25 protein-coding genes are annotated in these 22824 nt (G+C 54.5%); 23 read left to right on the top strand and 2 right to left on the bottom strand.

The features are described 5' to 3' along the window. Positions 1 to 132: 132 nt before the first annotated feature. Positions 133 to 759: a lysoplasmalogenase gene (locus NNN64_RS10250; protein WP_137381978.1), complete on the top strand. Its 627-nt coding sequence runs from the start codon at positions 133 to 135 to the stop codon at positions 757 to 759. A 75-nt stretch (positions 760 to 834) separates the two neighbouring features. After that, positions 835 to 3033 carry a Zn(II)/Cd(II)/Pb(II) translocating P-type ATPase ZntA gene (zntA, locus tag NNN64_RS10245; protein WP_271441312.1) on the top strand — a complete coding sequence of 733 codons (2199 nt, stop codon included), beginning with the start codon at positions 835 to 837 and terminating at the stop codon, positions 3031 to 3033. Positions 3034 to 3110: 77 nt separating this feature from the next. On the opposite strand, the gene tusA is transcribed toward zntA, so the two are convergent. Continuing rightward, a complete protein-coding gene (tusA, locus tag NNN64_RS10240; RefSeq protein ID WP_003827551.1) occupies positions 3111 to 3356 on the bottom strand; it encodes a sulfurtransferase TusA in 246 nt (81 codons plus the stop codon). A gap of 168 nt (positions 3357 to 3524) precedes the next feature. On the opposite strand from tusA, the gene NNN64_RS10235 reads away from it, so the two are divergent. After that, positions 3525 to 4190: a 7-cyano-7-deazaguanine/7-aminomethyl-7-deazaguanine transporter gene (locus NNN64_RS10235; protein WP_005121575.1), complete on the top strand. Its 666-nt coding sequence runs from the start codon at positions 3525 to 3527 to the stop codon at positions 4188 to 4190. Positions 4191 to 4262: 72 nt separating this feature from the next. Continuing rightward, the gene (locus NNN64_RS10230) at positions 4263 to 4820 is read left to right on the top strand and encodes a DcrB family lipoprotein (RefSeq protein ID WP_005121574.1); all 558 of its coding nucleotides are present in this window, start codon (positions 4263 to 4265) and stop codon (positions 4818 to 4820) included. Positions 4821 to 4823: 3 nt separating this feature from the next. On the opposite strand, the gene NNN64_RS10225 is transcribed toward NNN64_RS10230, so the two are convergent. Continuing rightward, the gene (locus NNN64_RS10225; protein WP_271441311.1) at positions 4824 to 6041 is read right to left on the bottom strand and encodes an MFS transporter; all 1218 of its coding nucleotides are present in this window, start codon (positions 6039 to 6041) and stop codon (positions 4824 to 4826) included. Positions 6042 to 6174: 133 nt separating this feature from the next. On the opposite strand from NNN64_RS10225, the gene NNN64_RS10220 reads away from it, so the two are divergent. From NNN64_RS10220 to NNN64_RS10130, 19 genes are all read left to right on the top strand, one after another. Continuing rightward, positions 6175 to 7221 carry an AI-2E family transporter gene (locus NNN64_RS10220; RefSeq protein WP_202037518.1) on the top strand — a complete coding sequence of 349 codons (1047 nt, stop codon included), beginning with the start codon at positions 6175 to 6177 and terminating at the stop codon, positions 7219 to 7221. 472 nt (positions 7222 to 7693) lie between these two features. After that, on the top strand, positions 7694 to 8071 hold the full coding sequence (locus NNN64_RS10215; protein ID WP_122973906.1) for a hypothetical protein: 378 nt from the start codon (positions 7694 to 7696) through the stop codon (positions 8069 to 8071). 68 nt (positions 8072 to 8139) lie between these two features. Further along, positions 8140 to 9201 carry a class I SAM-dependent methyltransferase gene (locus NNN64_RS10210; RefSeq protein ID WP_271441310.1) on the top strand — a complete coding sequence of 354 codons (1062 nt, stop codon included), beginning with the start codon at positions 8140 to 8142 and terminating at the stop codon, positions 9199 to 9201. A gap of 40 nt (positions 9202 to 9241) precedes the next feature. Next, positions 9242 to 9964 carry a beta-ketoacyl synthase chain length factor gene (locus NNN64_RS10205; RefSeq protein WP_271441309.1) on the top strand — a complete coding sequence of 241 codons (723 nt, stop codon included), beginning with the start codon at positions 9242 to 9244 and terminating at the stop codon, positions 9962 to 9964. Next, positions 9961 to 10776, top strand: a complete 816-nt coding sequence (locus NNN64_RS10200; protein WP_137381985.1) for a lysophospholipid acyltransferase family protein — start codon at positions 9961 to 9963, stop codon at positions 10774 to 10776. Before NNN64_RS10205 ends, NNN64_RS10200 begins: the two co-directional genes overlap by 4 nt. Continuing rightward, the gene (locus tag NNN64_RS10195; protein ID WP_048213596.1) at positions 10757 to 11014 is read left to right on the top strand and encodes a phosphopantetheine-binding protein; all 258 of its coding nucleotides are present in this window, start codon (positions 10757 to 10759) and stop codon (positions 11012 to 11014) included. Before NNN64_RS10200 ends, NNN64_RS10195 begins: the two co-directional genes overlap by 20 nt. A 12-nt stretch (positions 11015 to 11026) precedes the next feature. Then, positions 11027 to 11278 carry an acyl carrier protein gene (locus tag NNN64_RS10190; protein WP_005121566.1) on the top strand — a complete coding sequence of 84 codons (252 nt, stop codon included), beginning with the start codon at positions 11027 to 11029 and terminating at the stop codon, positions 11276 to 11278. Positions 11279 to 11284: 6 nt separating this feature from the next. Then, positions 11285 to 11866 carry a hypothetical protein gene (locus NNN64_RS10185; RefSeq protein WP_202037516.1) on the top strand — a complete coding sequence of 194 codons (582 nt, stop codon included), beginning with the start codon at positions 11285 to 11287 and terminating at the stop codon, positions 11864 to 11866. Further along, entirely contained in the window at positions 11863 to 13224 is a 1362-nt protein-coding gene (locus NNN64_RS10180; RefSeq protein ID WP_271441308.1) for an AMP-binding protein, read from the top strand. The genes NNN64_RS10185 and NNN64_RS10180 overlap by 4 nt, the downstream gene beginning before the upstream one ends. Continuing rightward, complete coding sequence (locus NNN64_RS10175; RefSeq protein ID WP_271441307.1) at positions 13211 to 13564, top strand: ApeI family dehydratase; 354 nt, start codon at positions 13211 to 13213, stop codon at positions 13562 to 13564. Before NNN64_RS10180 ends, NNN64_RS10175 begins: the two co-directional genes overlap by 14 nt. After that, positions 13555 to 15246: a glycosyltransferase family 2 protein gene (locus NNN64_RS10170; RefSeq protein WP_271441306.1), complete on the top strand. Its 1692-nt coding sequence runs from the start codon at positions 13555 to 13557 to the stop codon at positions 15244 to 15246. Before NNN64_RS10175 ends, NNN64_RS10170 begins: the two co-directional genes overlap by 10 nt. Positions 15247 to 15249: 3 nt before the next feature. Continuing rightward, a complete protein-coding gene (locus NNN64_RS10165; RefSeq protein ID WP_045448568.1) occupies positions 15250 to 15672 on the top strand; it encodes an acyl-CoA thioesterase in 423 nt (140 codons plus the stop codon). Beyond that, entirely contained in the window at positions 15669 to 16274 is a 606-nt protein-coding gene (locus NNN64_RS10160; RefSeq protein ID WP_202037513.1) for a LolA family protein, read from the top strand. The genes NNN64_RS10165 and NNN64_RS10160 overlap by 4 nt, the downstream gene beginning before the upstream one ends. Continuing rightward, the gene (locus tag NNN64_RS10155; protein ID WP_271441305.1) at positions 16243 to 18561 is read left to right on the top strand and encodes an MMPL family transporter; all 2319 of its coding nucleotides are present in this window, start codon (positions 16243 to 16245) and stop codon (positions 18559 to 18561) included. Before NNN64_RS10160 ends, NNN64_RS10155 begins: the two co-directional genes overlap by 32 nt. Further along, complete coding sequence (locus NNN64_RS10150; RefSeq protein ID WP_271441304.1) at positions 18558 to 19226, top strand: DUF3261 domain-containing protein; 669 nt, start codon at positions 18558 to 18560, stop codon at positions 19224 to 19226. The genes NNN64_RS10155 and NNN64_RS10150 overlap by 4 nt, the downstream gene beginning before the upstream one ends. 1 nt (position 19227) lies before the next feature. Continuing rightward, a complete protein-coding gene (locus tag NNN64_RS10145) occupies positions 19228 to 20397 on the top strand; it encodes a beta-ketoacyl-[acyl-carrier-protein] synthase family protein (protein WP_271441303.1) in 1170 nt (389 codons plus the stop codon). Beyond that, entirely contained in the window at positions 20394 to 20870 is a 477-nt protein-coding gene (locus NNN64_RS10140; RefSeq protein WP_271441302.1) for an ApeP family dehydratase, read from the top strand. The genes NNN64_RS10145 and NNN64_RS10140 overlap by 4 nt, the downstream gene beginning before the upstream one ends. Beyond that, positions 20867 to 21598 carry a 3-ketoacyl-ACP reductase FabG2 gene (locus NNN64_RS10135; protein WP_271441301.1) on the top strand — a complete coding sequence of 244 codons (732 nt, stop codon included), beginning with the start codon at positions 20867 to 20869 and terminating at the stop codon, positions 21596 to 21598. The genes NNN64_RS10140 and NNN64_RS10135 overlap by 4 nt, the downstream gene beginning before the upstream one ends. Next, on the top strand, positions 21595 to 22824 hold the full coding sequence (locus NNN64_RS10130) for a beta-ketoacyl-ACP synthase (protein WP_271441300.1): 1230 nt from the start codon (positions 21595 to 21597) through the stop codon (positions 22822 to 22824). The genes NNN64_RS10135 and NNN64_RS10130 overlap by 4 nt, the downstream gene beginning before the upstream one ends.

Raw genomic sequence — 22824 nt, 5'->3', positions numbered from 1 at the left:
CCATCAGAAAATGCGGAAATAAGCATACCTTGCCTGTTATGGTGTTGTCATCTGGCGGTATCGGACTCTACACTGGTCAATAGAGCCGTAAGCACCCCGCTTACGAAAAAATAACGAATTCAAGGAACTAAGATGCTTTGGTCGTTTATCGCTGTTTGTCTTTCCGCATGGTTGTTCGTGGATGCTTCCTATCGTGGGCCCGCCTGGCAACGCTGGGTCTTTAAACCCCTGACGTTATTGCTCCTGCTGCTGCTGGCCTGGCAGGCGCCAATGTTTAACGCCATCAGCTACCTGGTACTGGCCGGCTTGCTTGCCTCGCTGCTGGGTGATGCGTTGACGCTATTGCCACGTCAACGTCTGTTGTACGCCATTGGCGCGTTTTTCCTGTCGCACCTGCTGTATACCATTTACTTCGCCAGCCAAATGACGCTGTCGTTCTTCTGGCCTTTACCGCTGGTGCTGCTGGTGTTAGGTGCGTTGCTGATCGCCGTGATCTGGACGCGCCTGGAAGAACTGCGTATCGCCATATGTACCTTTGTCGGTATTACTCTGATGATGGTCTGGATGGCAGGCGAACTGTGGTTCTTCCGCCCGACCGCGCCGGCGCTGTCCGCATTTTTGGGGGCCTCTCTCCTGTTCATCGGCAACATTGTCTGGCTGGGGAGCCATTACCGTTACCGCTTCCGCGCGGACAACGCGATTGCGGCGGCTTGCTACTTCGCCGGGCATTTCCTGATTGTTCGTTCGCTGTATCTTTAAAAACCCTTGACTCTGGAGTCGACTCCAGAGTGTATCCTCCGGTTAATACGAAATGATTATCAATCGGAGGATGCCATGTCGACACCAGAGGCCAATGGCAAAAAAGCCCCACAGTTCTCTTCATTCAAGCTCGCGCCTGCACCGCAGAAAGCTGATGACTGCTGCTGTGAAGGCAGTTGCTCAACCCCACCACCCGTTTCTGCAACCGTATTAGGTACTCGCTATTCCTGGAAAGTCGCGGGCATGGATTGCGCGGCCTGTGCGCGTAAAGTCGAAAATGCAGTCCGCCAGGTCAGCGGCGTTAACCAGGTTCAGGTTCTGTTCGCTACCGAAAAACTGGTGGTGGATGCCGGTTCCGATATCCGCCAGCAAATTGAAAGCGCAGTGCAGAAGGCCGGCTACACCCTGCGTGATGAGCAGGCGCCAGAAGAAGCCCCCGAATCACGGTTTAAAGAAAACCTGCCACTGATTTCATTGATTATCATGATGGCCATCAGTTGGGGACTGGAGCAGTTCAATCACCCCTTCGGCCAGATAGCCTTTATCGCCACCACACTGGTGGGTCTGTACCCCATTGCACGTCAGGCGCTGCGCCTGATGAAGACCGGTAGCTACTTTGCCATTGAAACGCTGATGAGCGTCGCCGCCATCGGAGCATTGTTTATCGGTGCAACGGCGGAAGCGGCCATGGTACTGCTGTTGTTTTTAATTGGTGAGCGCCTGGAAGGATGGGCTGCCAGCCGGGCCCGCAAAGGGGTCAGTGCGCTAATGGCGCTGAAGCCGGAAACCGCCACACGCCTGCGTAACGGCGAGCGTGAAGAGGTTGCTATTAATGCCCTCCAGCCAGGCGACATCATTGAAGTTGCCGCCGGAGGACGTTTACCCGCCGACGCTAAACTGGTTTCGGGTTTTGCCAGCTTTGATGAAAGTGCATTGACGGGTGAATCTATTCCGGTTGAGCGGGCATTGGGCGAAAAAGTCCCGGCAGGTGCCACCAGCGTAGACCGACTGGTCACTCTCGAGGTTCTCTCTGAACCCGGTGCCAGCGCGATTGACCGTATTTTGAAACTGATTGAAGAGGCCGAAGAGCGTCGCGCCCCTATAGAGCGTTTTATTGATCGCTTCAGCCGGATTTATACCCCGGCCATCATGGCGATTGCCTTGCTGGTCACGCTCGTACCGCCGCTGCTGTTTGCCGCTTCCTGGCAGGAATGGATTTATAAAGGGCTAACGCTGCTGCTGATCGGTTGTCCGTGTGCACTGGTTATTTCAACCCCTGCCGCAATCACTTCCGGATTAGCCGCAGCGGCGCGTCGCGGGGCGTTAATCAAAGGCGGTGCCGCACTGGAACAGTTGGGCAGAGTCACACAGGTCGCGTTTGATAAAACCGGCACCCTGACCGTCGGTAAACCGCGCGTCACGGCGATTCATCCGGCAAGTGGGCTAGACGAAGCCGAACTGCTGGCGTTGGCAGCTGCAGTTGAACAAGGTGCAACGCATCCGCTGGCCCAGGCCATTGTCCGTGAAGCACAAACGCGTGAACTGAGTATTCCGCTGGCGACAGAACAGCGTGCGCTGGTTGGCTCAGGGATTGAAGCACAGGTAAACGGCGAGCGTGTACTGATTTGCGCCGCCGGTAAGCGGCCTGCCGAAGCCTTTGCCGGACAGATAAGCGAACTGGAAAGCGCAGGCCAAACCGTCGTGCTGGTCGTGCGTAACGATGCCGTACTCGGCGTACTGGCCTTGCAGGACACACTGCGCGACGATGCCCGTACCGCCATCACCGAGCTGAATCAGCTCGGTGTGAAAGGGTTGATCCTGACCGGCGACAATCCTCGCGCGGCAGCCGCTATTGCCGCTGAACTGGGGCTTGAATTCAAAGCGGGGCTGTTACCGGAAGATAAAGTGCAGGCCGTTACCCAGCTCAACCAACTGTCACCGCTGGCGATGGTCGGCGATGGGATCAACGACGCGCCCGCGATGAAAGCCGCCACCATCGGCATTGCCATGGGTAGCGGAACCGATGTTGCGCTGGAAACCGCCGATGCGGCCCTGACACATAACCGTCTGCGTGGTCTGGTGCAAATGATTCAACTGGCGCGCGCAACCCACGCCAATATTCGACAAAATATTGCGATTGCGTTGGGTCTGAAAGGGATTTTCCTTGTTACCACGCTGCTGGGGATAACCGGATTATGGCTGGCAGTACTGGCAGATACGGGGGCAACGGTGCTGGTAACCGCCAACGCGCTGCGGTTGTTGCGTAAAGGATAATGTGTGTGTGCCGGATGCGGCGTTGCCTTATCCGGCCTACAGGTTACACAGCGTTAGCGCCATCCGGCATAACAAGATTACTGCCCTTTGCGCACCAGATAGCGGTATGGCAAAGAGTCGGTCTCTTTTGCCACCAGCTCATGTTCCATAAAAGTACAGAAGCCGGGAATATCGCGGGTTGTCGCCGGATCGTCTGCAACAATCAGCAGCGTCTCACCGGCCTGCATACCACGCACGGTTTTACGCACCATCATGACGGGTTCCGGGCAGCGCAGCCCCTGCGCATCAAGAGTATGGTCGGGAGAAGTAAACAGATCGCTCATCGTAGTCTCATTCATACAAAAACGGCGTTATTTTACGCTCTGTTGTGGCGTAAGCCAATCAGGTTAACGATTGCGTGAAAAACAACCATTGCAATGTGTTTTTAAAGCAGTATCATGCGACGGTTTTTTATTGGGTTCCCTCACCCCATCCAACAAAAAGGTCACAATATGACTCCGTTTACACAAAATCAGCGCGTAAAAGCGTTGTTCTGGCTATCGCTATTTCATCTGCTGGTGATCACCTCCAGCAACTATCTGGTGCAGCTTCCGATCTCCATCTTTGGTTTTCATACCACCTGGGGCGCGTTTAGCTTTCCATTTATTTTCCTCGCGACCGATCTGACCGTACGTATCTTTGGCGCACCGCTGGCAAGACGCATCATCTTTGCCGTGATGGTTCCTGCGTTGCTGATCTCCTATGGCGTGTCTTCACTGTTCTATATGGGCTCCTGGCAAGGTTTTGATGCACTGCTGCACTTTAACCTGTTTGTCGCCCGTATCGCTGCCGCCAGTTTTATGGCTTACGCGCTGGGACAAATTCTGGATGTGCACGTCTTTAACCGCCTGCGTCAGAACCGTCGCTGGTGGCTCGCGCCTACGGCCTCAACGCTGTTTGGCAACATCAGCGATACGCTGGCGTTCTTCTTTATCGCCTTCTGGCGCAGCCCGGATGCCTTTATGGCCGAGCACTGGATGGAAATCGCGCTTGTCGATTACTGCTTCAAAGTGCTGATCAGCATTATTTTCTTCCTGCCGATGTATGGCGTGTTGCTGAATATGTTGCTGAAAAGGCTGGCAGATAAATCTGAAATCTCTGCATTGCAGACGAGTTAAAGGTTCATTTTCCGAGTTGTGATAAGATGGACGAATGAGCCGTTATGGCCGTTTATCGAAAGGAAGAAGTCAATGCGCAATCTGGTTAAATATGTCGGTATTGGCCTGCTGGTTATGGGGCTTGCGGCCTGTGATAATAGCGATACAAAAGCGCCAGCAGAGGGTGCTGCCGCACAAAGCAGCGCCGCCGGACAACCGGTTAACCTGCTCGACGGCAAACTCAGTTTTTCCCTGCCGGCAGACATGACCGATCAGAGCGGCAAGCTGGGCACTCAGGCCAACAACATGCACGTTTATTCTGACGCAACCGGCCAGAAAGCGGTGATTGTGATTGTCGGTGACGATACCAGTGAAGCACTGCCTGTACTGGCAAAACGTCTGGAAGACCAGCAGCGTAGCCGTGACCCGCAACTGCAGGTGGTCACTAACAAGTCAATTGAGCTGAAAGGCCACACGCTGCAGCAGTTAGACAGCATCATTTCAGCGAAAGGGCAGACTGCCTACTCCTCCGTGGTGTTGGGCAAAGTGGACAACCAACTGCTGACCCTGCAAATCACGCTGCCTGCTGACGATCAACAGAAAGCACAGACCACGGCAGAAAACATCATTAACACGCTGGTTATCCAGTAATCGTTAAGACGATGATGCGGCCTCCGGTGACACCACCTGAGGCCGTTTTTTTAGCCGCCATGTCAGCAATAACGCCACCGCCACCAGCCCTGCGGCCGCCAGATAGATAACCGGTACACCCGCCCACGTCATCACCAGTCCCGCCAAAGGCCCGGTGACACCCAGCGACAAATCCATAAATACCGTATAAGTCGCCAGTGCCGCGCCCTGATTCTGCTGCGGGACCGCTTTTACCGCTACCACACCCAGCGCCGGGAAGACCAACGAAAACCCTGCGCCGGCCAGTAGCACGCCCATTTTCGCCATCCACGGCATGGAAGCCATCCCGACCAGCAACAGCCCAACAATTTCGACGCTAAAGCAGATCATCGCGACATTCAGCCCACCTAATCGGTTGATGCCATTTGGGAATAGCAGACGAGTACCGACAAACGTGCAGCTAAATAGCGTCAGCGCGAATGCCGCGCCGTCCCAGCCTTTCGCGTCGTAAAACAGGGTAATAAACGTGGCGATCACCCCAAAGCCGGCAGAGGCCAACGCCAGTGCCATACCGTACGGCCAGACTCGTCCAAGCACCGCGCGAAACGGTAACGGCTTGCCTTTACTGGCTTTCACTGCCGGACGCGGCAGCGCCAGCAATATTGCCAGCAGCGCCACGGCCATCACGGTCAGCGCCAGCCCCTGTAAGCCACCCCAGGCGTAGCACAGCACCCCTAACGGCGCACCGATCGCCATCGCCCCATAGGTGACAATACCGTTCCATGAAATCACCCGTCCAATGTGCATTGAGCCAACCACCCCAACGCCCCACAATGTAGAGCCGGTCCCGGCAAAGCTTTGCCCGATGCCCAGAATCACGCGCCCCAGGCACAGCAGTAATAAACTGGCCAGCGGCCAACCATGAGCGCTCCCTGCCAGCAAATAGCCCAGACCACTTAAAAAACAGCCGCACAGCCCAAATACCACAATCTTTTTCGGCCCCAGCAAATCGGCATAGCGACCGGCATGAGGGCGGCTCAACAACGTCGCGAAGTATTGCAGACTGATAACCAGCCCGGCCCAGAAGGCACTAAATCCCATAACATCATGGACATAACCAGGCAAAACCGCGAGCGGGAGGCCGATGGTCAGATAGCTGGCGAAGTTAAACATCACCACGGAGACAATGCGCAGATTGAGGCGCAATCCGCTCAGCGTCGGTTCAGCGACGGGTTCGGGCATGGAGGGTCACCACATATTCACAACAGTGTTTCATTTCTACCATGTTGCAGCCCAGAAATCAGTAACCAGATTAGGAATATCGGCAGCAAGCCAGCCGCTACACTTAATGCAAAAATGCACACAGGAAGAAGACATGACGACCATCCAGCCTGACAAAACAGGTTTGCACATTTTGCTTAAACTGGCCGCGCTGGTGGTGATCCTCGCGGGTATACACGCCGCAGCCGATATTCTTGTGCAGCTACTGCTGGCCCTGTTTTTCGCCATTGTGTTGAACCCCCTGGTAACCTGGTTTATTCGTCGGGGGATCCGTCGCCCGGTAGCCATTACGCTGGTGGTCGTCGTGATGCTCATCGTCCTTACCGCACTGGTTGGCGTTCTGGCGTCGTCAATCACAGAATTCATGGCCATGCTGCCCAAGTACAATAAGGAGCTGACGCGCAAAGTCCTGTATCTGCAAGAGATGGTGCCGTTTCTAAATTTGCATATGTCACCAGAGCGCATCCTGCAACGTATCGATTCCGACAAACTCATGACCTTCACAACCACGCTGATGACTAGTCTTTCCGGTGCGATGGCCAGCGTCGTTCTGCTGGTGATGACGGTGGTCTTTATGCTGTTTGAGGTACGTCACGTTCCCTACAAAATGCGCTTTGCGCTGAACAATCCGCAGATCCATATTGCGGGGCTACATCGGGCATTAAAGGGCGTATCTCATTATCTGGCACTGAAAACGTTACTCAGCTTATGGACTGGCGCCATCGTCTGGCTGGGACTGGCGCTAATGGGCATTCAATTTGCTCTGATGTGGGGCGTGCTGGCCTTCCTGCTCAATTATGTGCCCAATATAGGCTCGGTTATTTCCGCCGTGCCGCCTATGATTCAGGCGTTGCTGTTCAATGGCCTGTACGAGTGCGTGCTGGTCGGCGCGCTGTTTCTGGTGGTGCATATGGTGATTGGCAATATCCTTGAGCCACGTATGATGGGGCATCGCCTGGGATTGTCGACGCTGATCGTTTTCCTTTCCCTGTTGGTGTGGGGATGGCTGCTCGGTCCCGTGGGCATGTTGCTCTCCGTCCCATTAACCAGCGTGTGTAAAATCTGGATGGAAACCACCACCGGTGGCAGCAAACTGGCCATTTTACTTGGTCCCGGCAGACCCAAAAGTCGGCTACCCTGAAAAACTACCAACCGAGGTAGTTTTTATCTTTTTATATGCCCGTTAAACTGATATCCATACAGGTATATATCGCAATTTATCTTAAATAAAGAGTGAAAAGGATTTCATTTTTTAATAAAGAAATTACATAAGTCAACGTACGGATGTCTTTGCCAAACCGCATAAGAATAATGAATCCCCCCATAGCATTTAACTCAAACTATCTGCCTATATTTAAAGGTTATTTTATTTGATACGTTTTATCTAAAAATCTATACTTCTCGCCGATGATTACGCTGAAAAATTTCCGTTGAAGAAAATCACCGAATATTACCATCCGGTAACCTCCGTCGCCTTGCTATCGGACACGTGAAATAAAATGCTAATTTAGCTTAAATAAAATCACAGGTGCTGCAGGGTGATCATTATTTCGAAGCTCATTATTAAACACGTATAAACAGTACTTTGAGAGGGAGTTTTAATGAAACAGTATATTAAGTGGTTTGCGGCCATTGCCGTTGTCGGTGCGCTGGCGGGATGTGCGCGTACTGCGCCGATCGATCAAGTTCACACCAGCGTAAGCGCGGGGCACACTCAGGATCAGGTTAAAACCGCGATTCTGAAAGCGGGCATTCAACGCCAATGGGTCATGTCTGAAGCCGGTCCTGGTGTCATTAAAGCACGCCAACAAACCCGCGACCATGTGGCTGAAGTCCGTATCACCTATACCGCCACCAGTTATGACATTAAATACGACAGCAGCCTTAACCTGCAGGCTTCTGGTGGAAAAATCCATAAAAACTACAACCGCTGGGTACGCAATCTGGATAAAGACATCCAGCTCAATCTGTCAGCCGGTGCCAATCTGTAATTACGCCTAAAGTCGGGCCGAAAAGGCCCGATACTCTTACTCTCTGCCATTTAACAGGTTGTCCCCACATGTACGAACAGGATTCGCTTAGCGCACTGGATGCCATTACTGAAGCACAACGTATCGCCTTTGCCCCTATGCTTTTTCAAACCGCGTTGTGTCTGCGAAATGCGGGAGTACTCACCTGGCTGGACAAGCAAGGTAAACGCGGTGCCACGCTCGACGAAATTACCGAGAACAGCACCATAAACGAATATGCCGCCAGCATCCTGTTGGATATGGGGTTAAGTGGGCGAATCATTACCCACAAAGAAGGATATTATTACCTCGCAAAAGTCGGCCACTTCCTTTTACATGACACAATGACGCGTGTGAATATGGATTTCACCCAGGATGTTTGTTATCAGGGACTGTTCTATCTGGAGAATGCGCTGAAAGAAGGGAAACCCGCGGGATTAAAAATTTTTGGCGACTGGCCAACAATCTATCCTGCACTGTCGCAATTACCCCTGGCTGCGCGTGAAAGCTGGTTCGCTTTCGATCATTACTATTCAGATGGCGCATTTGATGCCGCATTGCCATATGTATTCGCCAGCGCCCCTGCAACCCTGTACGATGTCGGCGGAAATACCGGGAAATGGGCGTTACGTTGTTGTCAACATGATGACAATATTGCAGTCACTCTATTAGATTTGCCGCAACAAATTGCACTTGCCCGCGAAAATATCGAAAATGCGGGATTATCCCATCGCATAAATTTCCATGCTGTGGATATGCTTAGCGACTCGCCTTTACCCGCAGAGGCAGATATCTGGTGGATGAGCCAATTTCTGGACTGTTTTTCCCCGGAACAAATTATTGCCATACTGAGCAACATTGCTCGGGTGATGAAACCGGGCGCGAAGCTGTGCATTATGGAACTGTTTTGGGATGCCCAAAAATTTGAAGCGGCCTCATTTAGCCTGAATGCGTCTTCGCTTTATTTTACCTGTATGGCGAATGGCAACAGCCGTTTCTACAGCGTAGAGAAGTTTTATCACTATCTGAATCAGGCAGGTTTTCAGGTAAATGAACGCCACGACAACTTAGGTGTTGGGCATACTTTACTGATATGTCAGAAGAAAAAATAAGAAACAATCGGAACAACCGATTTACCGCGGATACGCGTTGATGAAATTTGCATTCAACATTATCGACTGGCAGGCCAAGGCGCCAGGGTTAAGCGAAACAGAACAGTGGCATGAATGGTCACGGTTTTCGCACGCCATCGATCCCACCGCGCCATTGGCTAAACTCAGCGAGTTACCAATGATGACGGCTCGCCGCCTCAGCTCCGGTAGTAAACTGGCCGTTGATTGCGGGCTGGCGATGCTACGTCGTCATGATATCGATGCCGTGTTGTACACCAGCCGCCATGGTGAACTGGAGCGTAACTACAGGATCCTGCACGCTCTGGCGACTGAGCAGGCACTCTCACCAACCGATTTTGCCCTCTCTGTGCATAACTCTGCGGTGGGAAACCTGACCATTGCCGCGAAAAAACCGATTGTCTCCTCCTCGCTTTCTGCTGGCAGGGATACGTTCCAGCAGGGGCTGTGCGAAATCATCGGGCTGTTGCAGGCGGGATATCAGCGTGTATTGATGGTCGATTTCGACGGTTTTCTGCCCGAGTTTTATCATCCACAGTTGCCGCCTGATATGCCGACATGGCCGTTTGCCGTTGCTCTGGTTATTGAATCCGGCGATCGCTGGCAATGCGAAACCCGTCCACAACGCGCGCAAGGTGAGACGCCATTGCCACAGAGTCTGTTGTTTTTACAACATTATTTGCAAGATACCACGGCGTTTACCCTGCCAGGCGAACGCGTACAGTGGCAGTGGAGTCAGGGATGAACACGATTTTCCTGCGGCTTAATTGGGTATGGCGACTGGTGATGACCGGTTTTTGCTTTGCCCTGTTTGGCCTCGGCGGACTGCTCCTTTCTACCGTCTGGTTTAACGTATTGCTCATCGCAGTATGGGATAAAGCCCGGCGTCGGCGTATCGCCAGACGCAGCATTGCTGCCAGTTTTCGCCTCTTTTTAACGGTGGTGAAGCGACTTGGCGTGCTGGATTACCAGATTGCAGGACGAGACATTTTACGCAACGAACAAGGGTGCCTGGTCGTCGCCAATCACCCGACGCTCATCGACTACGTGTTACTGGCCTCGGTCATGCCAGAAACCGACTGTCTGGTAAAAAGCGCATTACTGAAAAACCCGTTTCTCGGCGGCGTGGTCCGGGCAGCAGATTATCTGATTAACAGTCAGGCTGATGCGCTGTTACCCGCGTGCCAGCAACGTCTGGAACAAGGTGATACCATTTTAATTTTCCCCGAGGGAACCCGTACACGCCCCGGAGAGGAAATGACGTTACAGCGTGGTGCGGCGAATATCGCCGTACGCTGCAGCAGCGATTTACGCATCGTAACCATTAACTGCAGCGAACAAATGCTGGATAAAGAAAGCAAATGGTACGACGTCCCATCGATAAAGCCCATGTTCACCATTTCAGTACACGAACGGGTTAAGATCGACCAATTTTACGACGCAAATTCACAAGAACCGGCGCTGGCCGCAAGGCAGTTGAACCGGCATCTTTTGCTTCAATTACAACCAGGTACTTTACCTCTTTCAGGAATTAATGATGCAAGCGCTTTATCTTGAAATCAAAAATCTCATTATAACGACATTGAATCTCGACGAACTGACAGCTGACGATATTGATACCGAAGCGGCACTCTTTGGCGATGGATTAGGTCTGGACTCAATCGACGCCCTGGAGCTGGGGCTGGCGGTGAAAAACGAGTATGGCGTGGTCCTCTCAGCAGAGAGCGAAGAAATGCGTCAGCACTTCTTCTCCGTCGCCACGCTGGCATCGTTCATTCACGCGCAACGTGCCTGAGGATAGTCCGTTATGACCGAACAAAAAGCCATTTACGAAGAAGTCTCCTCACTGCTGGTCAAGCTGTTTGAAGTCGACCCGCAGGACATTAAGCCTGAGGCGCGCCTGTACGAAGATCTGGAGCTCGACAGCATCGACGCCGTCGACATGATCGTGCATCTGCAAAAGAAAACCGGTAAGAAAATCAAGCCGGAAGAGTTCAAAGCAGTACGCACCGTACAAGATGTCGTCGACGCGGTAGAACGCCTTCTCAAAGAAGCGTAATTCACCGTGTCGGGCACTCGCTCGCTGCCAGTCGTACAACTGCTAACAGGCCTACTGTTGTTGGCCTGGCCGTTTTTGATCTGGTTTGGCCTTGCGCATAACAGTCTGCACTGGTTGCTACCGTTGATGGCGCTACTCCTTTTTTTACGCTTTCGCCAGACCCGGCGACAGGCGGGGCCGTTGCGCGTCGTGACACAGGTCGTGGCGGTCGCGGGTATCACGTTGTGCATTGCCAGTTATCTGCTCAAAACGCATCAGTTGCTGCTGTTTTACCCGGTAGTGGTAAACGGCGTCATGCTGTCGGTATTTGGTGGTTCTCTGTGGTCCGCGATGCCCATTGTTGAACGCCTGGCGCGGCTGCGCGACCCAAATCTGCCCGAGGCAGGAGTACGCTACACACGCCGTGTGACACAAATCTGGTGCGCCTTTTTCATCATCAATGGCAGCGTTGCGCTCTTTACCGCACTGAATGGCGATATGACCCTGTGGACGACCTGGAACGGTATGGTTTCCTATCTGCTGATGGGAACATTGATGGTCGGCGAGTGGTTAGTTCGCCAACTAGTGATAAAACGAGATACCCAATGAAGCAGCCCCTCACACTTGCTCAATGGCTCTGTGACCTACGCCCAAACGACGTTCCTGTTGCGTGGCAGGAAGAGCATACCTGGACGCTGGGTCATCTGCGCCACGATGTGGCCCAGTTGATAACGTACCTGCAGCAGCAGGAAGGTGAGCGCTGGGCATTGTGCTTCGAGAACAGCTATTTATTTATCGTCGCGCTACTGGCCACGCTACATGCTGGCAAAACGCCGGTGATCCCTGGGCATTGTCGCGTTTCGTTGTTAAACGAGCAGCACAGGCTGTTTGACGGCGTACTGAGCGATAAAGCGCTGGAGTGGCAGGGAGTGCTGCGGGTGGTCAGTTCTGCCATGACACCCGTGACCCACGACATCACGTTTCCGGCAATACGCAGCGACGCCTTTGTGGAGCTGTTCACTTCCGGTTCGACCGGCCAGCCGAAACGCGTGATCAAACCGATCGCTCGTCTGGATAGCGAAGCGGCATTACTCGCGACGCGCTTTGCCGATCGTCTGGCAGGTTGCCGGGTGGTCGCGTCTGTGGTTCCGCAACATCTGTATGGTCTGACGTTCCGTATCTTCTTGCCGATGGCCTTAGGTCTGCCGCTGCACGCGGCAATGCTTTGGTATGCCGAACAACTGGCGGCGTTGAGCCATGAGCATCGGTATGCATTTATCAGCAGTCCGGCGTTTCTGAAACGCCTCGACCACCACCTGGCACCGCCGCCGGTCGAACTGATTCTGTCTGCGGGCGGTATGCTGCCCTGGCAAGACGTCACCCAGGCTGCTGACTGGCTGAATGTCTGGCCCGATGAGATCTACGGCAGCACTGAAACCGGCATCCTTGCGTGGCGTTATCGCCGTCAAGATGATGTGGCATGGCTGCCTTTTCCCGGCGTCAGATTTCAACCAGAAAATGACGCGTTTCGCGTATTTTCACCGCTAATTGCCGCTGATGATGGCCTGTTGCTGGATGATATTCTGCAATTTACTGAAAACGGTCAGTTTCGCCTGATGGGCAGGCGTGGGCGAGTCGTCAAGATTGAAGAGAAACGCATTTCACTCAGCGAAGTGGAGCAACGCTTGCTGGCACTGGACGGTATCTGCGATGTCGCGGCATTGCCGGTCTCACGCGGGGGGCGCCAGGGCGTTGGCGTCCTTCTGGTACTGGATGACAAAGCCCATCAACGCTGGATCGAGTGCGGAGGAAAACCGCAAGAACTGACCTGGCGACGTTCGCTGTTGCCCTGGCTGGAGCCGGTCGCCGTTCCCCGCTACTGGCGGGTGATTGATGAAATTCCGGTCAACAGTATGAACAAGCGTGTCTATGCGCAATTACAGGAGTTATTTCATGAAACCCCATGAAATCGAGCGCCATCAGGCACAGCCTCAACAGGCTGAGATTATTTTACATCTCGACCCTTCGCTGTTTTGGTTTAGCGGGCATTTTGCCGTGCAGCCACTGCTGCCAGGCGTTGCACAACTGGATTGGGCGATGCATTACGCCACCACGTTGCTGGTCCCTGGCTGGCGTTTTCACAGTATTCAGAACGTGAAGTTCCAGTCACCGCTATTGCCTGGAACCACCGTCACCCTGAGTCTGAGCTGGCAGGAAGAACGTCAGATGCTCTCTTTTAGTTACCAGCGCCACGACGGTGAAGCGCGCCATGCCGCCAGCAGTGGGAAGATTCGGTTATGCCGCTGACGTTTTCCCCGTGCGTGTTGATCCCCTGCTATAACCACGGCGCGATGATGTCGGGCGTATTGGAGCGTCTTCAGCCGTTCAATCTCCCCTGCATTGTAGTGGACGATGGCAGCGACAAAACCACACGAGATGAACTGGCACGCCTGGCGGCAGAATACCGCAATCTGACGTTAATTTGCCTGCCGGTCAACGCAGGCAAAGGCGCGGCGGTGATTAGCGGAATACAGGCGGCGGTAGATGCCGGGTTTAGTCATGCCGTGCAGGTCGATGCCGACGGGCAGCATGCCATTGAAGATATTCCCAGGCTGCTTGCATTGGCAAAAGAACATCCGACAGCGCTCATTTCCGGGCAACCGATTTACGATGATTCTGTTCCTCGCTCGCGCCTGTACGGACGCTGGGTAACCCACATCTGGGTGTGGATAGAAACGCTCTCGTTGCAGCTAAAAGACAGCATGTGTGGTTTCCGGGTGTATCCGGTGGCACCTACACTGCAACTGTCACAGCGCGTGACGCTCGGCAAACGGATGGATTTTGATACCGAAGTGATGGTGCGCCTCTACTGGCAAGGCAACACCAGCTATTTTATCCCAACGCGAGTCACCTATCCGCAGGACGGGCTATCCCATTTCGACGCGCTCAAAGACAATCTGCGCATTTCATTAATGCACACTCGCCTGTTTTTTGGCATGTTGCCGCGTATCCCCTCCCTGCTTTTTCGTCGTTCATCAACACACTGGGCGCAGCAGCAGGAAGTCAAAGGGTTGTGGGGAATGCGTCTGATGCTGCTGGTCTGGCGTTTACTCGGTCGCAAAGCCTTCTCCCTGCTACTGTATCCGGTAGTCGGCGTTTACTGGCTCACCGCATCAGCTGCCCGAAAAGCCTCTCAGAGCTGGATTAGCCGCGTACGGGCGCAACTGATCGCACGCCGGATGCCAGTACCGTCAAACCTGACCAGTTATCAGCATTTCCTGCGTTTTGGCGGCGCGATGTTGGATAAGATTGCCAGCTGGCGCGGTGAGCTGCACGTTGGCCGCGATGTTGTTTTTGCACCAGGCGCAGAAGAAACGCTAAATGTCAGCGACCCGCGAGGAAAACTGCTGCTGGCTTCGCATCTGGGTGATGTCGAAGCCTGTCGGGCACTGGCCCAACTACAGGGCAGTAAGACAATCAATGCGCTGGTATTTAGCGATAACGCCCAACGCTTTAAACAAATTATGGAAGAAATGGCCCCGCAGGCTGGGTTAAACCTGCTTCCGGTGAACGATATCGGCCCGGATACCGCCATTCTGCTCAAAGAGAAACTGGATCGTGGCGAATGGATAGCCATCGTCGGCGATCGCATCGCCGTCACTACCCAACGTGGCGGCGAATGGCGTGTCTGCTGGAGCCGCTTTATGGGACACGTTGCGCCATTCCCACAGGGCCCGTTCATTCTTGCGTCTATTTTACGCTGCCCGGTGGATCTGATTTTCGCCCTGCGCCAGCAGGAGAAGCTACATATCCACTGCGAACCGTTTGCTGACCCGCTGCTCTTGCCACGCGCCACCCGACAACAGGCATTACAACATACCGTCGATCGCTACGCCGAACGCCTTGAGCACTATGCACTTCAGTCGCCACTCGACTGGTTTAACTTTTTCGATTTCTGGCAACTGCCGGACACCAAAGACAAGGAGTAAAGGGTGCTTAACGATCCCCGCTTTACGGCTGAAGTCGAGCTGACTATTCCGTTTCACGACGTCGATATGATGGGTGTAGCGTGGCATGGCAACTACTTCCGCTATTTCGAGATTGCCCGTGAGGCACTGCTGAACCAATTCGATTACGGTTATCGGCAGATGAAAGAATCTGGCTATCTGTGGCCCGTGGTCGACACTCGCGTGAAGTATCGCAATGCCCTGACTTTCGAGCAGCGTATCCGTGTACGCGCCCAAATTAAAGAGTTCGAAAATCGCCTGCGTATCGGCTACGAAATTTTTGATGCTGAAACAGGGAAACGCGCCACAACAGGCTACACCATCCAGGTCGCCGTAGACGAAAAAAGCCGTGAACTGTGCTTTGTCAGCCCCGATATTCTGTTTGAACGGATGGGAGTGACACCATGAAATTATGGCCATTGCTCCTGCTGCTCGTCAGCCCTTTCGTCAGCGCCCTGACGCTTGACGCCCTGCAACAGCGTTTTACCGAACAACCGGTGGTTCGCGCCCACTTCGATCAAACCCGGACGATAAAGGATCTGCCGCAGCCGCTGCGATCTCAGGGCAACATGTTGATCGCCCGCGACCAGGGGCTGTTATGGGACCAAACCGCGCCGTTCCCGATGCAGTTGCTACTGGATGACAAACGGATGGTTCAGGCGATTAACGGTCAACCTCCGCAGACCATCACCGCGGAGAATAACCCGCAAATGTTCCAGTTTAACCATCTGCTACGGGCGCTATTCCAGGCGGATCGTAAGGTGCTGGAACAAAACTTCCGCGTGGCGTTTGCAGACTTAGGGGACGGTCGCTGGACGCTACGCCTGACGCCAATCACCACCCCGCTGGATAAGATTTTTGCGACGATTGATTTAGCCGGCAAGACCTACCTGGAGAGTATTCAGCTCAATGATAAGCAGGGCGATCGTACCGATATCGCGCTTTCCCAACACCAACTCACGCCAGCGCAACTGACCGATGACGAACGCCAACGCTTTGCCGCCCAGTAAACGCCCCGCGCTGCTATGGGGAGCCGCCTGCCTGATTCTGCTGGGCGTCCTGCTGACGCTGCTACCTCAGGCCCGGCTTAACAGCAGCGTGCTGGCCATGTTGCCAAAGCAGACACTGGGGGCCATCCCGCCGAGTCTGAACGAGGGTTTTATGCAGCGCCTTGACCGGCAATTGGTCTGGCTGGTGAGCCCCGGTAAACAACCGGACCCGACGGTGGCGCGCGACTGGCTGGCGCGACTGCAAAAATCGCACGCGCTGGCTCAGGTGAAAGGCCCGATGGATGCCAACAGCCAGCAGGCCTGGGGGGCTTTCTTCTGGCAACATCGTAACGGCCTGATAGATAACGACACCCGCGCCCGTCTGCAAAACGGCGGCGAAGCGCAGGCCCAGTGGATTCTGTCCCAGCTTTACTCGGCGTTCTCCGGCGTCAGCGGCAAAGAGCTACAAAACGACCCTCTCATGCTGATGCGCGGCTCGCAGTTGGCCATGGCTAAAAATGGGCAGCGTTTACGCCTGATGGACGGCTGGTTGGTCACGCAGGACGAGCAAGGCAACTACTGGTATCTGTTACATGGCGAGCTGACCGGTTCATCGTTTGATATGCAACAGACGCACCAATTGGTCACTACACTGAATACGCTGGAAGGTGAGTTCAAAACCCACTATCCGCAGGCACAACTGCTGTCTCGCGGGACGCTGTTCTACAGCGATTACGCCAGCCAGCAGGCGAAACAGGATATCTCGACCCTCGGCATAGCGACCGTGATCGGGGTGATCCTGCTCATCGTGGCCGTGTTTCGTTCGCTGCGTCCGCTGCTGCTGTGCCTGATTTCAATTGGTATTGGCGCGCTGGCGGGAACCGTCGTCACGCTGCTGATTTTTGGCGAGCTCCATCTGATGACGCTGGTGATGAGCATGAGCATTATCGGTATTTCCGCCGACTATACGCTCTACTATTTGACCGAGCGGATGGTGCACGGTGCAGAAACATCGCCATGGCAAAGCCTTGCCAAAGTACGCAATGCCCTGCTCCTGGCACTACTGACCACCGTGGCGGCGTATCTGATTATGATGCTCGCCCCCTTCCCCGGTATTCGCCAGATGGCGGTATTCGCGGCGGTGGGTCTGAGTGCCTCATGTTTGACAGTCATTTTCTGGCACCCCTGGTTGTGTCGTCGCTTGCCGGTGCGCCCGGTTCCGGCAATGGTGCTCATGCTACGCTGGCTTGCCGCCTGGCGGCGGAATAAGACAGTATCCGTTGGCCTGCCGGTGGCGCTGGCATTGTTCTCGTTGGCAGGCATGGCGACGCTACGCGTAGACGATGATATCTCCCAGTTACAGGCGCTGCCGCAGGGCATTCTCGCTCAGGAAAAAGCGATTACCGCCCTGACCGGGCAAAGCGTCGACCAGAAGTGGTTTGTCGTGTACGGCAAATCCGCTCAGCAAACGCTGGAGCGACTGGAAGCCTTTACTCCCGCGCTGGAAGAGGCAAAAAAAGACGGATTACTCAGCGGGTATCGCACCATTCCGCTCAATTCACTCACCCGGCAGCAGCAGGATCTCACCCTGTTAAAAGATGCCGCGCCCGCCGTCACAAAGGCCTTAAACAGCGCCGGACTGGCAACGGTGAACCCCGATCTTAGCGCCATGCCGGTCACCGTCGATGCCTGGCTTTCCAGCCCGGCCAGTGAGGGCTGGCGCTTGCTGTGGCTGTCGCTGGCGGACGGCGAAAGCAGCGTACTGGTTCCCGTTGAAGGCGTGAAACAAAGTGATGCTTTAAACACACTCAGCACGAAATATTCCGGCGTGGCGTGGGTGGATCGTAAGAGCAGCTTTGACAATCTGTTTGCCCTTTATCGCCATATTCTGACGGGCTTGCTGTGTGTTGCACTGGCAGTAATTGCCTGTGGTGCCGTGATTCGACTTGGCTGGCGTAAGGGCTTAATTAGCCTGGTCCCCTCCGTGTTATCTTTAGGTTGTGGTCTGGCGGTACTGGCCCTGAGTGGCCATGCGCTCAACTTGTTCTCACTGCTGGCATTGGTGTTGGTACTGGGAATTGGCATTAACTACACGCTGTTTTTCAGTAATCCACGCGGTACGCCACTGACGTCACTACTGGCTATCACGCTGGCGATGATGACCACGCTCCTGACGCTCGGCATGCTGGTCTTTAGCGCCACTCAGGCAATCAGCAGTTTTGGCATTGTGCTGGTAAGCGGCATTTTCACCGCCTTCCTGCTGTCACCGCTGGCGATGCCAACGAAAAGAGAGAAGAAAAAACGATGAGTAAACCGATATTTCGTTGGTTGAGTGGGCTTTTGCCGGATGGCGGCATTGTCGGTCAACACCAGCGCATCAATTGTAGGCCGGATAAGCACAGCGCCATCCGGCGGGGCCTGCTCGTCGCCACGTTACTGCTGGCCGGATGCGGCCACTCGCAGCCGGAACAGCAAGGCCGTCCGCAAGCCTGGTTAGAGCCGGGCGCTCGTGTGACGCTACCTGCTCCGGGGATTTCTCCCGCGGTGAATTCACAACAGCTGCTGACCGGAAGTTTTAACGGCAAAACTCAGTCGCTGTTGGTCATGCTTAACGCTGATGATAAGAAAATCACACTGGCCGGCTTGTCATCAGTTGGCATTCGCCTGTTCCTCGTGACTTACGATGAAAAAGGATTGCACACCGAGCAATCGATCATCGTTCCGCAACTGCCGCCCGCCAGTCAGGTGCTGGCTGACGTGATGCTCAGCCATTGGCCAATTAGCGCCTGGCAACCGCAATTACCTCAAGGCTGGAGGCTCGTCGATACGGGTGATACGCGTGAACTGCGCAATAGCCGCGGCAAACTGGTCACGGAAATCACGTATCTGAATCGAAAAGGAAAACGCGAACCGATCAGCATTGAGCAGCACGTATTTAAATACCACATCACCATTCAATACCTGGGTGACTGAGATGATCTACATTTCTGCCGTTGGCATGATTAACGCGTTGGGCAATAACACCGATGAAATAGCAGCCAACCTCACACGTGGCATCGCGCCGGGAATGCGCCCGCGCGCGAACTGGCTGCAAGGACACCCACCCGCCGTATTAGCAGGCGTAGACGGTGATCTGCCCGCGATCCCTCAGCAATTTAGCGCACATCGTTCGCGCAATAACCAGCTACTGCTGGCCGCACTGGCACAAATCCAGCCGCAGGTGGACGACGCTATCGCCCGGTTTGGCCGCGATCGTATTGCTGTCGTTCTCGGTACCAGCACCTCCGGTCTGGATGAAGGTGACGTTCACGTTGATCTAATACTCAACGACAAAGAGAGCACCGACTGGCGCTACCCGCAGCAGGAACTGGGCGATCCGTCGCGTTTTCTTAGCCACTGGCTGGCGCTGGATGGCCCGGCCTTTACGCTCTCAACCGCCTGCTCGTCCAGTGCGCGGGCTATCATGAGCGGACGTCGCTTAATCGAATCTGGTCTGGTCGATATCGCCATTGTCGGCGGTGCGGATACGCTAAGCCGAATGCCAATCAACGGATTCCACAGTCTGGAATCGCTCTCCCCAACACGATGCCAGCCGTTTGGCCGCGACCGCAACGGGATCACCATCGGCGAAGGTGCCGCATTGATGGTATTAACCCGCGAGCCACAGCCCATTGCACTCCTGGGTGTCGGCGAATCCAGCGATGCGTACCATATTTCGGCTCCCCACCCACAGGGAGAAGGTGCCATTCGCGCCATAGGCCAGGCGCTTAACGACGCAGGAATGACACCGGAACACGTGGGCTATATCAATCTGCACGGAACGGCCACTCCGTTAAATGATCAAATTGAATCCAACGTCGTGAGCACACTATTTGGCGACACGGTCCCATGCAGCTCGACCAAACACCTGACCGGCCACACGCTGGGCGCTGCGGGGATCACCGAAGTCGCGATCAGTATGCTGATTCTGCAACGCAACCTGCCACTGCCACCGCAGGATTTCAGCCAGTCACCGCGCGATGAAACATTGCCCCCCTGCGGCATCATTGAACAGCCGCAGCCGCTGACTCGTCCAGTAATCTTATCTAACTCGTTCGCCTTCGGCGGTAATAATGCCAGCATCCTGCTCGGGAGAATCTCATGAGCCACTATTTATCACCGGGCGATTATTTACCGCATGATGCACCGATGCTGCTCCTTGAAGAGGTCGTCAGTGTGGCGGACGAAACCGCCACCTGCCACGTGACGGTATCAGCAAACAGCGTACTGGCCCCTTTCCTCGACCCTGATGGCAATTTGCCCGGCTGGTTCGCACTGGAATTAATGGCGCAGACCATTGGCGTCTGGTCTGGCTGGCACCGCCAGCAACACGGTCAGGCGAGTATTGCGTTAGGTATGGTGCTGGGCGCACGCGAGTTAGTCTGTGCTGCGGGTGTTCTGCCTGCCGGGAAAAAGCTGAGCATCCATGTCAAATTGCTGATGCAGGATGCACGATTCGGTAGCTTTGAATGCGCCATTCAGGCAGACAACAAGACGCTGGCAACCGGTCGCGTCAACACCTTCCAGCCAACAGCAGAAGAAATTAACACGCTATTTCAACAAGGAGCGTCCACATGAGTCGTTCAGTTTTAGTTACGGGTGCCAGCAAAGGTATCGGTCGCGCCATCGCCAGACAACTGGCGGCAGACGGCTTTGTGGTCGGCGTGCACTATCATCGCGATGCGCAAGGTGCACAAGACACGCTGGAGGCTATCCTCGCCGCGGGCGGCACAGGGCGTCTGTTGACGTTTGACGTTGCCAATCGCGAGCAGTGCCGTGAAGTACTGGAGCACGATATTGAGGTTAACGGCGCATGGTACGGTATTGTCAGCAACGCCGGGGTGACGCGTGATGCCGCCTTCCCTGCACTCAGTGATAACGACTGGGATGCGGTGATCCACACCAACCTCGACAGCTTTTACAACGTCATTCATCCGTGCATTATGCCAATGATTAGCGCACGCCAGGGTGGTCGTATCATCACATTGTCTTCGGTATCCGGCGTGATGGGCAACCGCGGTCAGGTTAATTACAGTGCAGCAAAAGCCGGTATTATTGGCGCCACCAAAGCGCTGGCCATCGAACTGGCAAAACGCAAAATTACCGTAAACTGCATTGCACCAGGACTGATTGATACCGGGATGATCGAGATGGAAGAAGCCGCATTGAAAGAGGCGATGTCGATGATCCCCATGAAACGGATAGGTCAGGCTGAAGAAGTGGCCGGGCTTGCCAGCTATTTAATGTCGGATGTGGCGGGCTATGTCACTCGCCAGGTGATTTCCATCAATGGAGGGATGTTATGACACGTCGTGTCGTGATTACAGGCATGGGCGGAGTCACCGCCTTTGGGGAAAACTGGCAGGATGTCTCCGCCAGGCTATTGGCGTATGAAAATGCGGTACGCAAAATGCCGGAGTGGCAGGTTTATGACGGACTGCACACGCTGTTGGGTGCGCCGATCGACAACTTCACGCTGCCGGAACACTATACCCGCAAGCGCATTCGCGCCATGGGTCGCGTGTCGCTGATGTCCACTCGCGCATCAGAACTGGCGTTAGAACAGGCCGGACTGATTGGCGATCGGGTACTGACCAACGGTGAAACCGGAATAGCATACGGTTCCTCCACAGGCAGCACCGGGCCGGTGAGTGAGTTCGCGACCATGCTGACCGAGAAGCACACCAATAACATCACCGGCACGACCTACGTGCAAATGATGCCGCACACCACGGCCGTTAACACCGGATTATTTTTCGGCCTGCGTGGGCGAGTCATCCCGACATCCAGCGCCTGCACCTCCGGTAGCCAGGCCATTGGTTACGCATGGGAAGCCATCCGTCACGGCTATCAAACGGTGATGGTTGCCGGTGGTGCAGAAGAACTGTGCCCTTCCGAAGCCGCCGTATTTGATACGCTGTTCGCCACCAGCCAGCGCAATGACGAACCGAAAACCACCCCCTCCCCATTCGATGAAAAACGCGATGGTCTGGTCATCGGAGAAGGTGCTGGTACGCTGGTGCTGGAAGAGTTGGAACACGCTAAAGCACGCGGAGCAACGATTTACGGTGAAATCGTCGGCTTTGCCACTAACTGCGATGCAGCCCATATCACCCAGCCACAGCGCGAAACGATGCAGATTTGCATGGAAAAATCGCTGAGCATGGCCGGTATTAGCGCCCAGGATATCGGCTATATTTCCGCGCACGGTACCGCAACCGATCGTGGCGATATTGCAGAAAGTCAGGCGACTGCCGCAATTTATGGTGATAATGTGCCGCTATCCTCGCTTAAAAGCTATTTTGGGCATACCCTTGGCGCTTGTGGCGCACTGGAGGCCTGGATGAGTCTGCAAATGATGCGTGAAGGCTGGTTTGCGCCTACGCTGAATTTGAGTCAGCCAGATGCCAATTGTGGCGCGCTGGATTACATTATGGGTGAAGCCCGCAAGATTGATTGCGAGTTTTTGCAGAGCAATAACTTTGCGTTTGGCGGCATCAATACTTCTATCATCATCAAACGTTGGCCGTGA

Source organism: Citrobacter sp. Igbk 14, from assembly GCF_028069825.1.
Lineage (GTDB): Bacteria > Pseudomonadota > Gammaproteobacteria > Enterobacterales > Enterobacteriaceae > Citrobacter.
This window is presented reverse-complemented; position numbering and strand designations above follow the sequence as displayed.

What these genes read in the sequence shown, in the direction of transcription:
- tusA (WP_003827551.1), bottom strand. Translation starts at nt 3,356, where the DNA reads ATGAGCGATCTGTTTACTTCTCCCGACCATACTCTTGATGCGCAGGGG.
- NNN64_RS10170 (WP_271441306.1), top strand. Translation starts at nt 13,555, where the DNA reads ATGCCGCTGACGTTTTCCCCGTGCGTGTTGATCCCCTGCTATAACCAC.
- NNN64_RS10155 (WP_271441305.1), top strand. Translation starts at nt 16,243, where the DNA reads ATGACGAACGCCAACGCTTTGCCGCCCAGTAAACGCCCCGCGCTGCTA.
- NNN64_RS10175 (WP_271441307.1), top strand. Translation starts at nt 13,211, where the DNA reads ATGAAACCCCATGAAATCGAGCGCCATCAGGCACAGCCTCAACAGGCT.
- NNN64_RS10195 (WP_048213596.1), top strand. Translation starts at nt 10,757, where the DNA reads ATGCAAGCGCTTTATCTTGAAATCAAAAATCTCATTATAACGACATTG.
- NNN64_RS10160 (WP_202037513.1), top strand. Translation starts at nt 15,669, where the DNA reads ATGAAATTATGGCCATTGCTCCTGCTGCTCGTCAGCCCTTTCGTCAGC.
- NNN64_RS10145 (WP_271441303.1), top strand. Translation starts at nt 19,228, where the DNA reads ATGATCTACATTTCTGCCGTTGGCATGATTAACGCGTTGGGCAATAAC.
- NNN64_RS10180 (WP_271441308.1), top strand. Translation starts at nt 11,863, where the DNA reads ATGAAGCAGCCCCTCACACTTGCTCAATGGCTCTGTGACCTACGCCCA.
- zntA (WP_271441312.1), top strand. Translation starts at nt 835, where the DNA reads ATGTCGACACCAGAGGCCAATGGCAAAAAAGCCCCACAGTTCTCTTCA.
- NNN64_RS10235 (WP_005121575.1), top strand. Translation starts at nt 3,525, where the DNA reads ATGACTCCGTTTACACAAAATCAGCGCGTAAAAGCGTTGTTCTGGCTA.
- NNN64_RS10200 (WP_137381985.1), top strand. Translation starts at nt 9,961, where the DNA reads ATGAACACGATTTTCCTGCGGCTTAATTGGGTATGGCGACTGGTGATG.
- NNN64_RS10220 (WP_202037518.1), top strand. Translation starts at nt 6,175, where the DNA reads ATGACGACCATCCAGCCTGACAAAACAGGTTTGCACATTTTGCTTAAA.
- NNN64_RS10135 (WP_271441301.1), top strand. Translation starts at nt 20,867, where the DNA reads ATGAGTCGTTCAGTTTTAGTTACGGGTGCCAGCAAAGGTATCGGTCGC.
- NNN64_RS10205 (WP_271441309.1), top strand. Translation starts at nt 9,242, where the DNA reads ATGAAATTTGCATTCAACATTATCGACTGGCAGGCCAAGGCGCCAGGG.
- NNN64_RS10210 (WP_271441310.1), top strand. Translation starts at nt 8,140, where the DNA reads ATGTACGAACAGGATTCGCTTAGCGCACTGGATGCCATTACTGAAGCA.
- NNN64_RS10250 (WP_137381978.1), top strand. Translation starts at nt 133, where the DNA reads ATGCTTTGGTCGTTTATCGCTGTTTGTCTTTCCGCATGGTTGTTCGTG.
- NNN64_RS10225 (WP_271441311.1), bottom strand. Translation starts at nt 6,041, where the DNA reads ATGCCCGAACCCGTCGCTGAACCGACGCTGAGCGGATTGCGCCTCAAT.
- NNN64_RS10230 (WP_005121574.1), top strand. Translation starts at nt 4,263, where the DNA reads ATGCGCAATCTGGTTAAATATGTCGGTATTGGCCTGCTGGTTATGGGG.
- NNN64_RS10140 (WP_271441302.1), top strand. Translation starts at nt 20,394, where the DNA reads ATGAGCCACTATTTATCACCGGGCGATTATTTACCGCATGATGCACCG.
- NNN64_RS10130 (WP_271441300.1), top strand. Translation starts at nt 21,595, where the DNA reads ATGACACGTCGTGTCGTGATTACAGGCATGGGCGGAGTCACCGCCTTT.
- NNN64_RS10190 (WP_005121566.1), top strand. Translation starts at nt 11,027, where the DNA reads ATGACCGAACAAAAAGCCATTTACGAAGAAGTCTCCTCACTGCTGGTC.
- NNN64_RS10150 (WP_271441304.1), top strand. Translation starts at nt 18,558, where the DNA reads ATGAGTAAACCGATATTTCGTTGGTTGAGTGGGCTTTTGCCGGATGGC.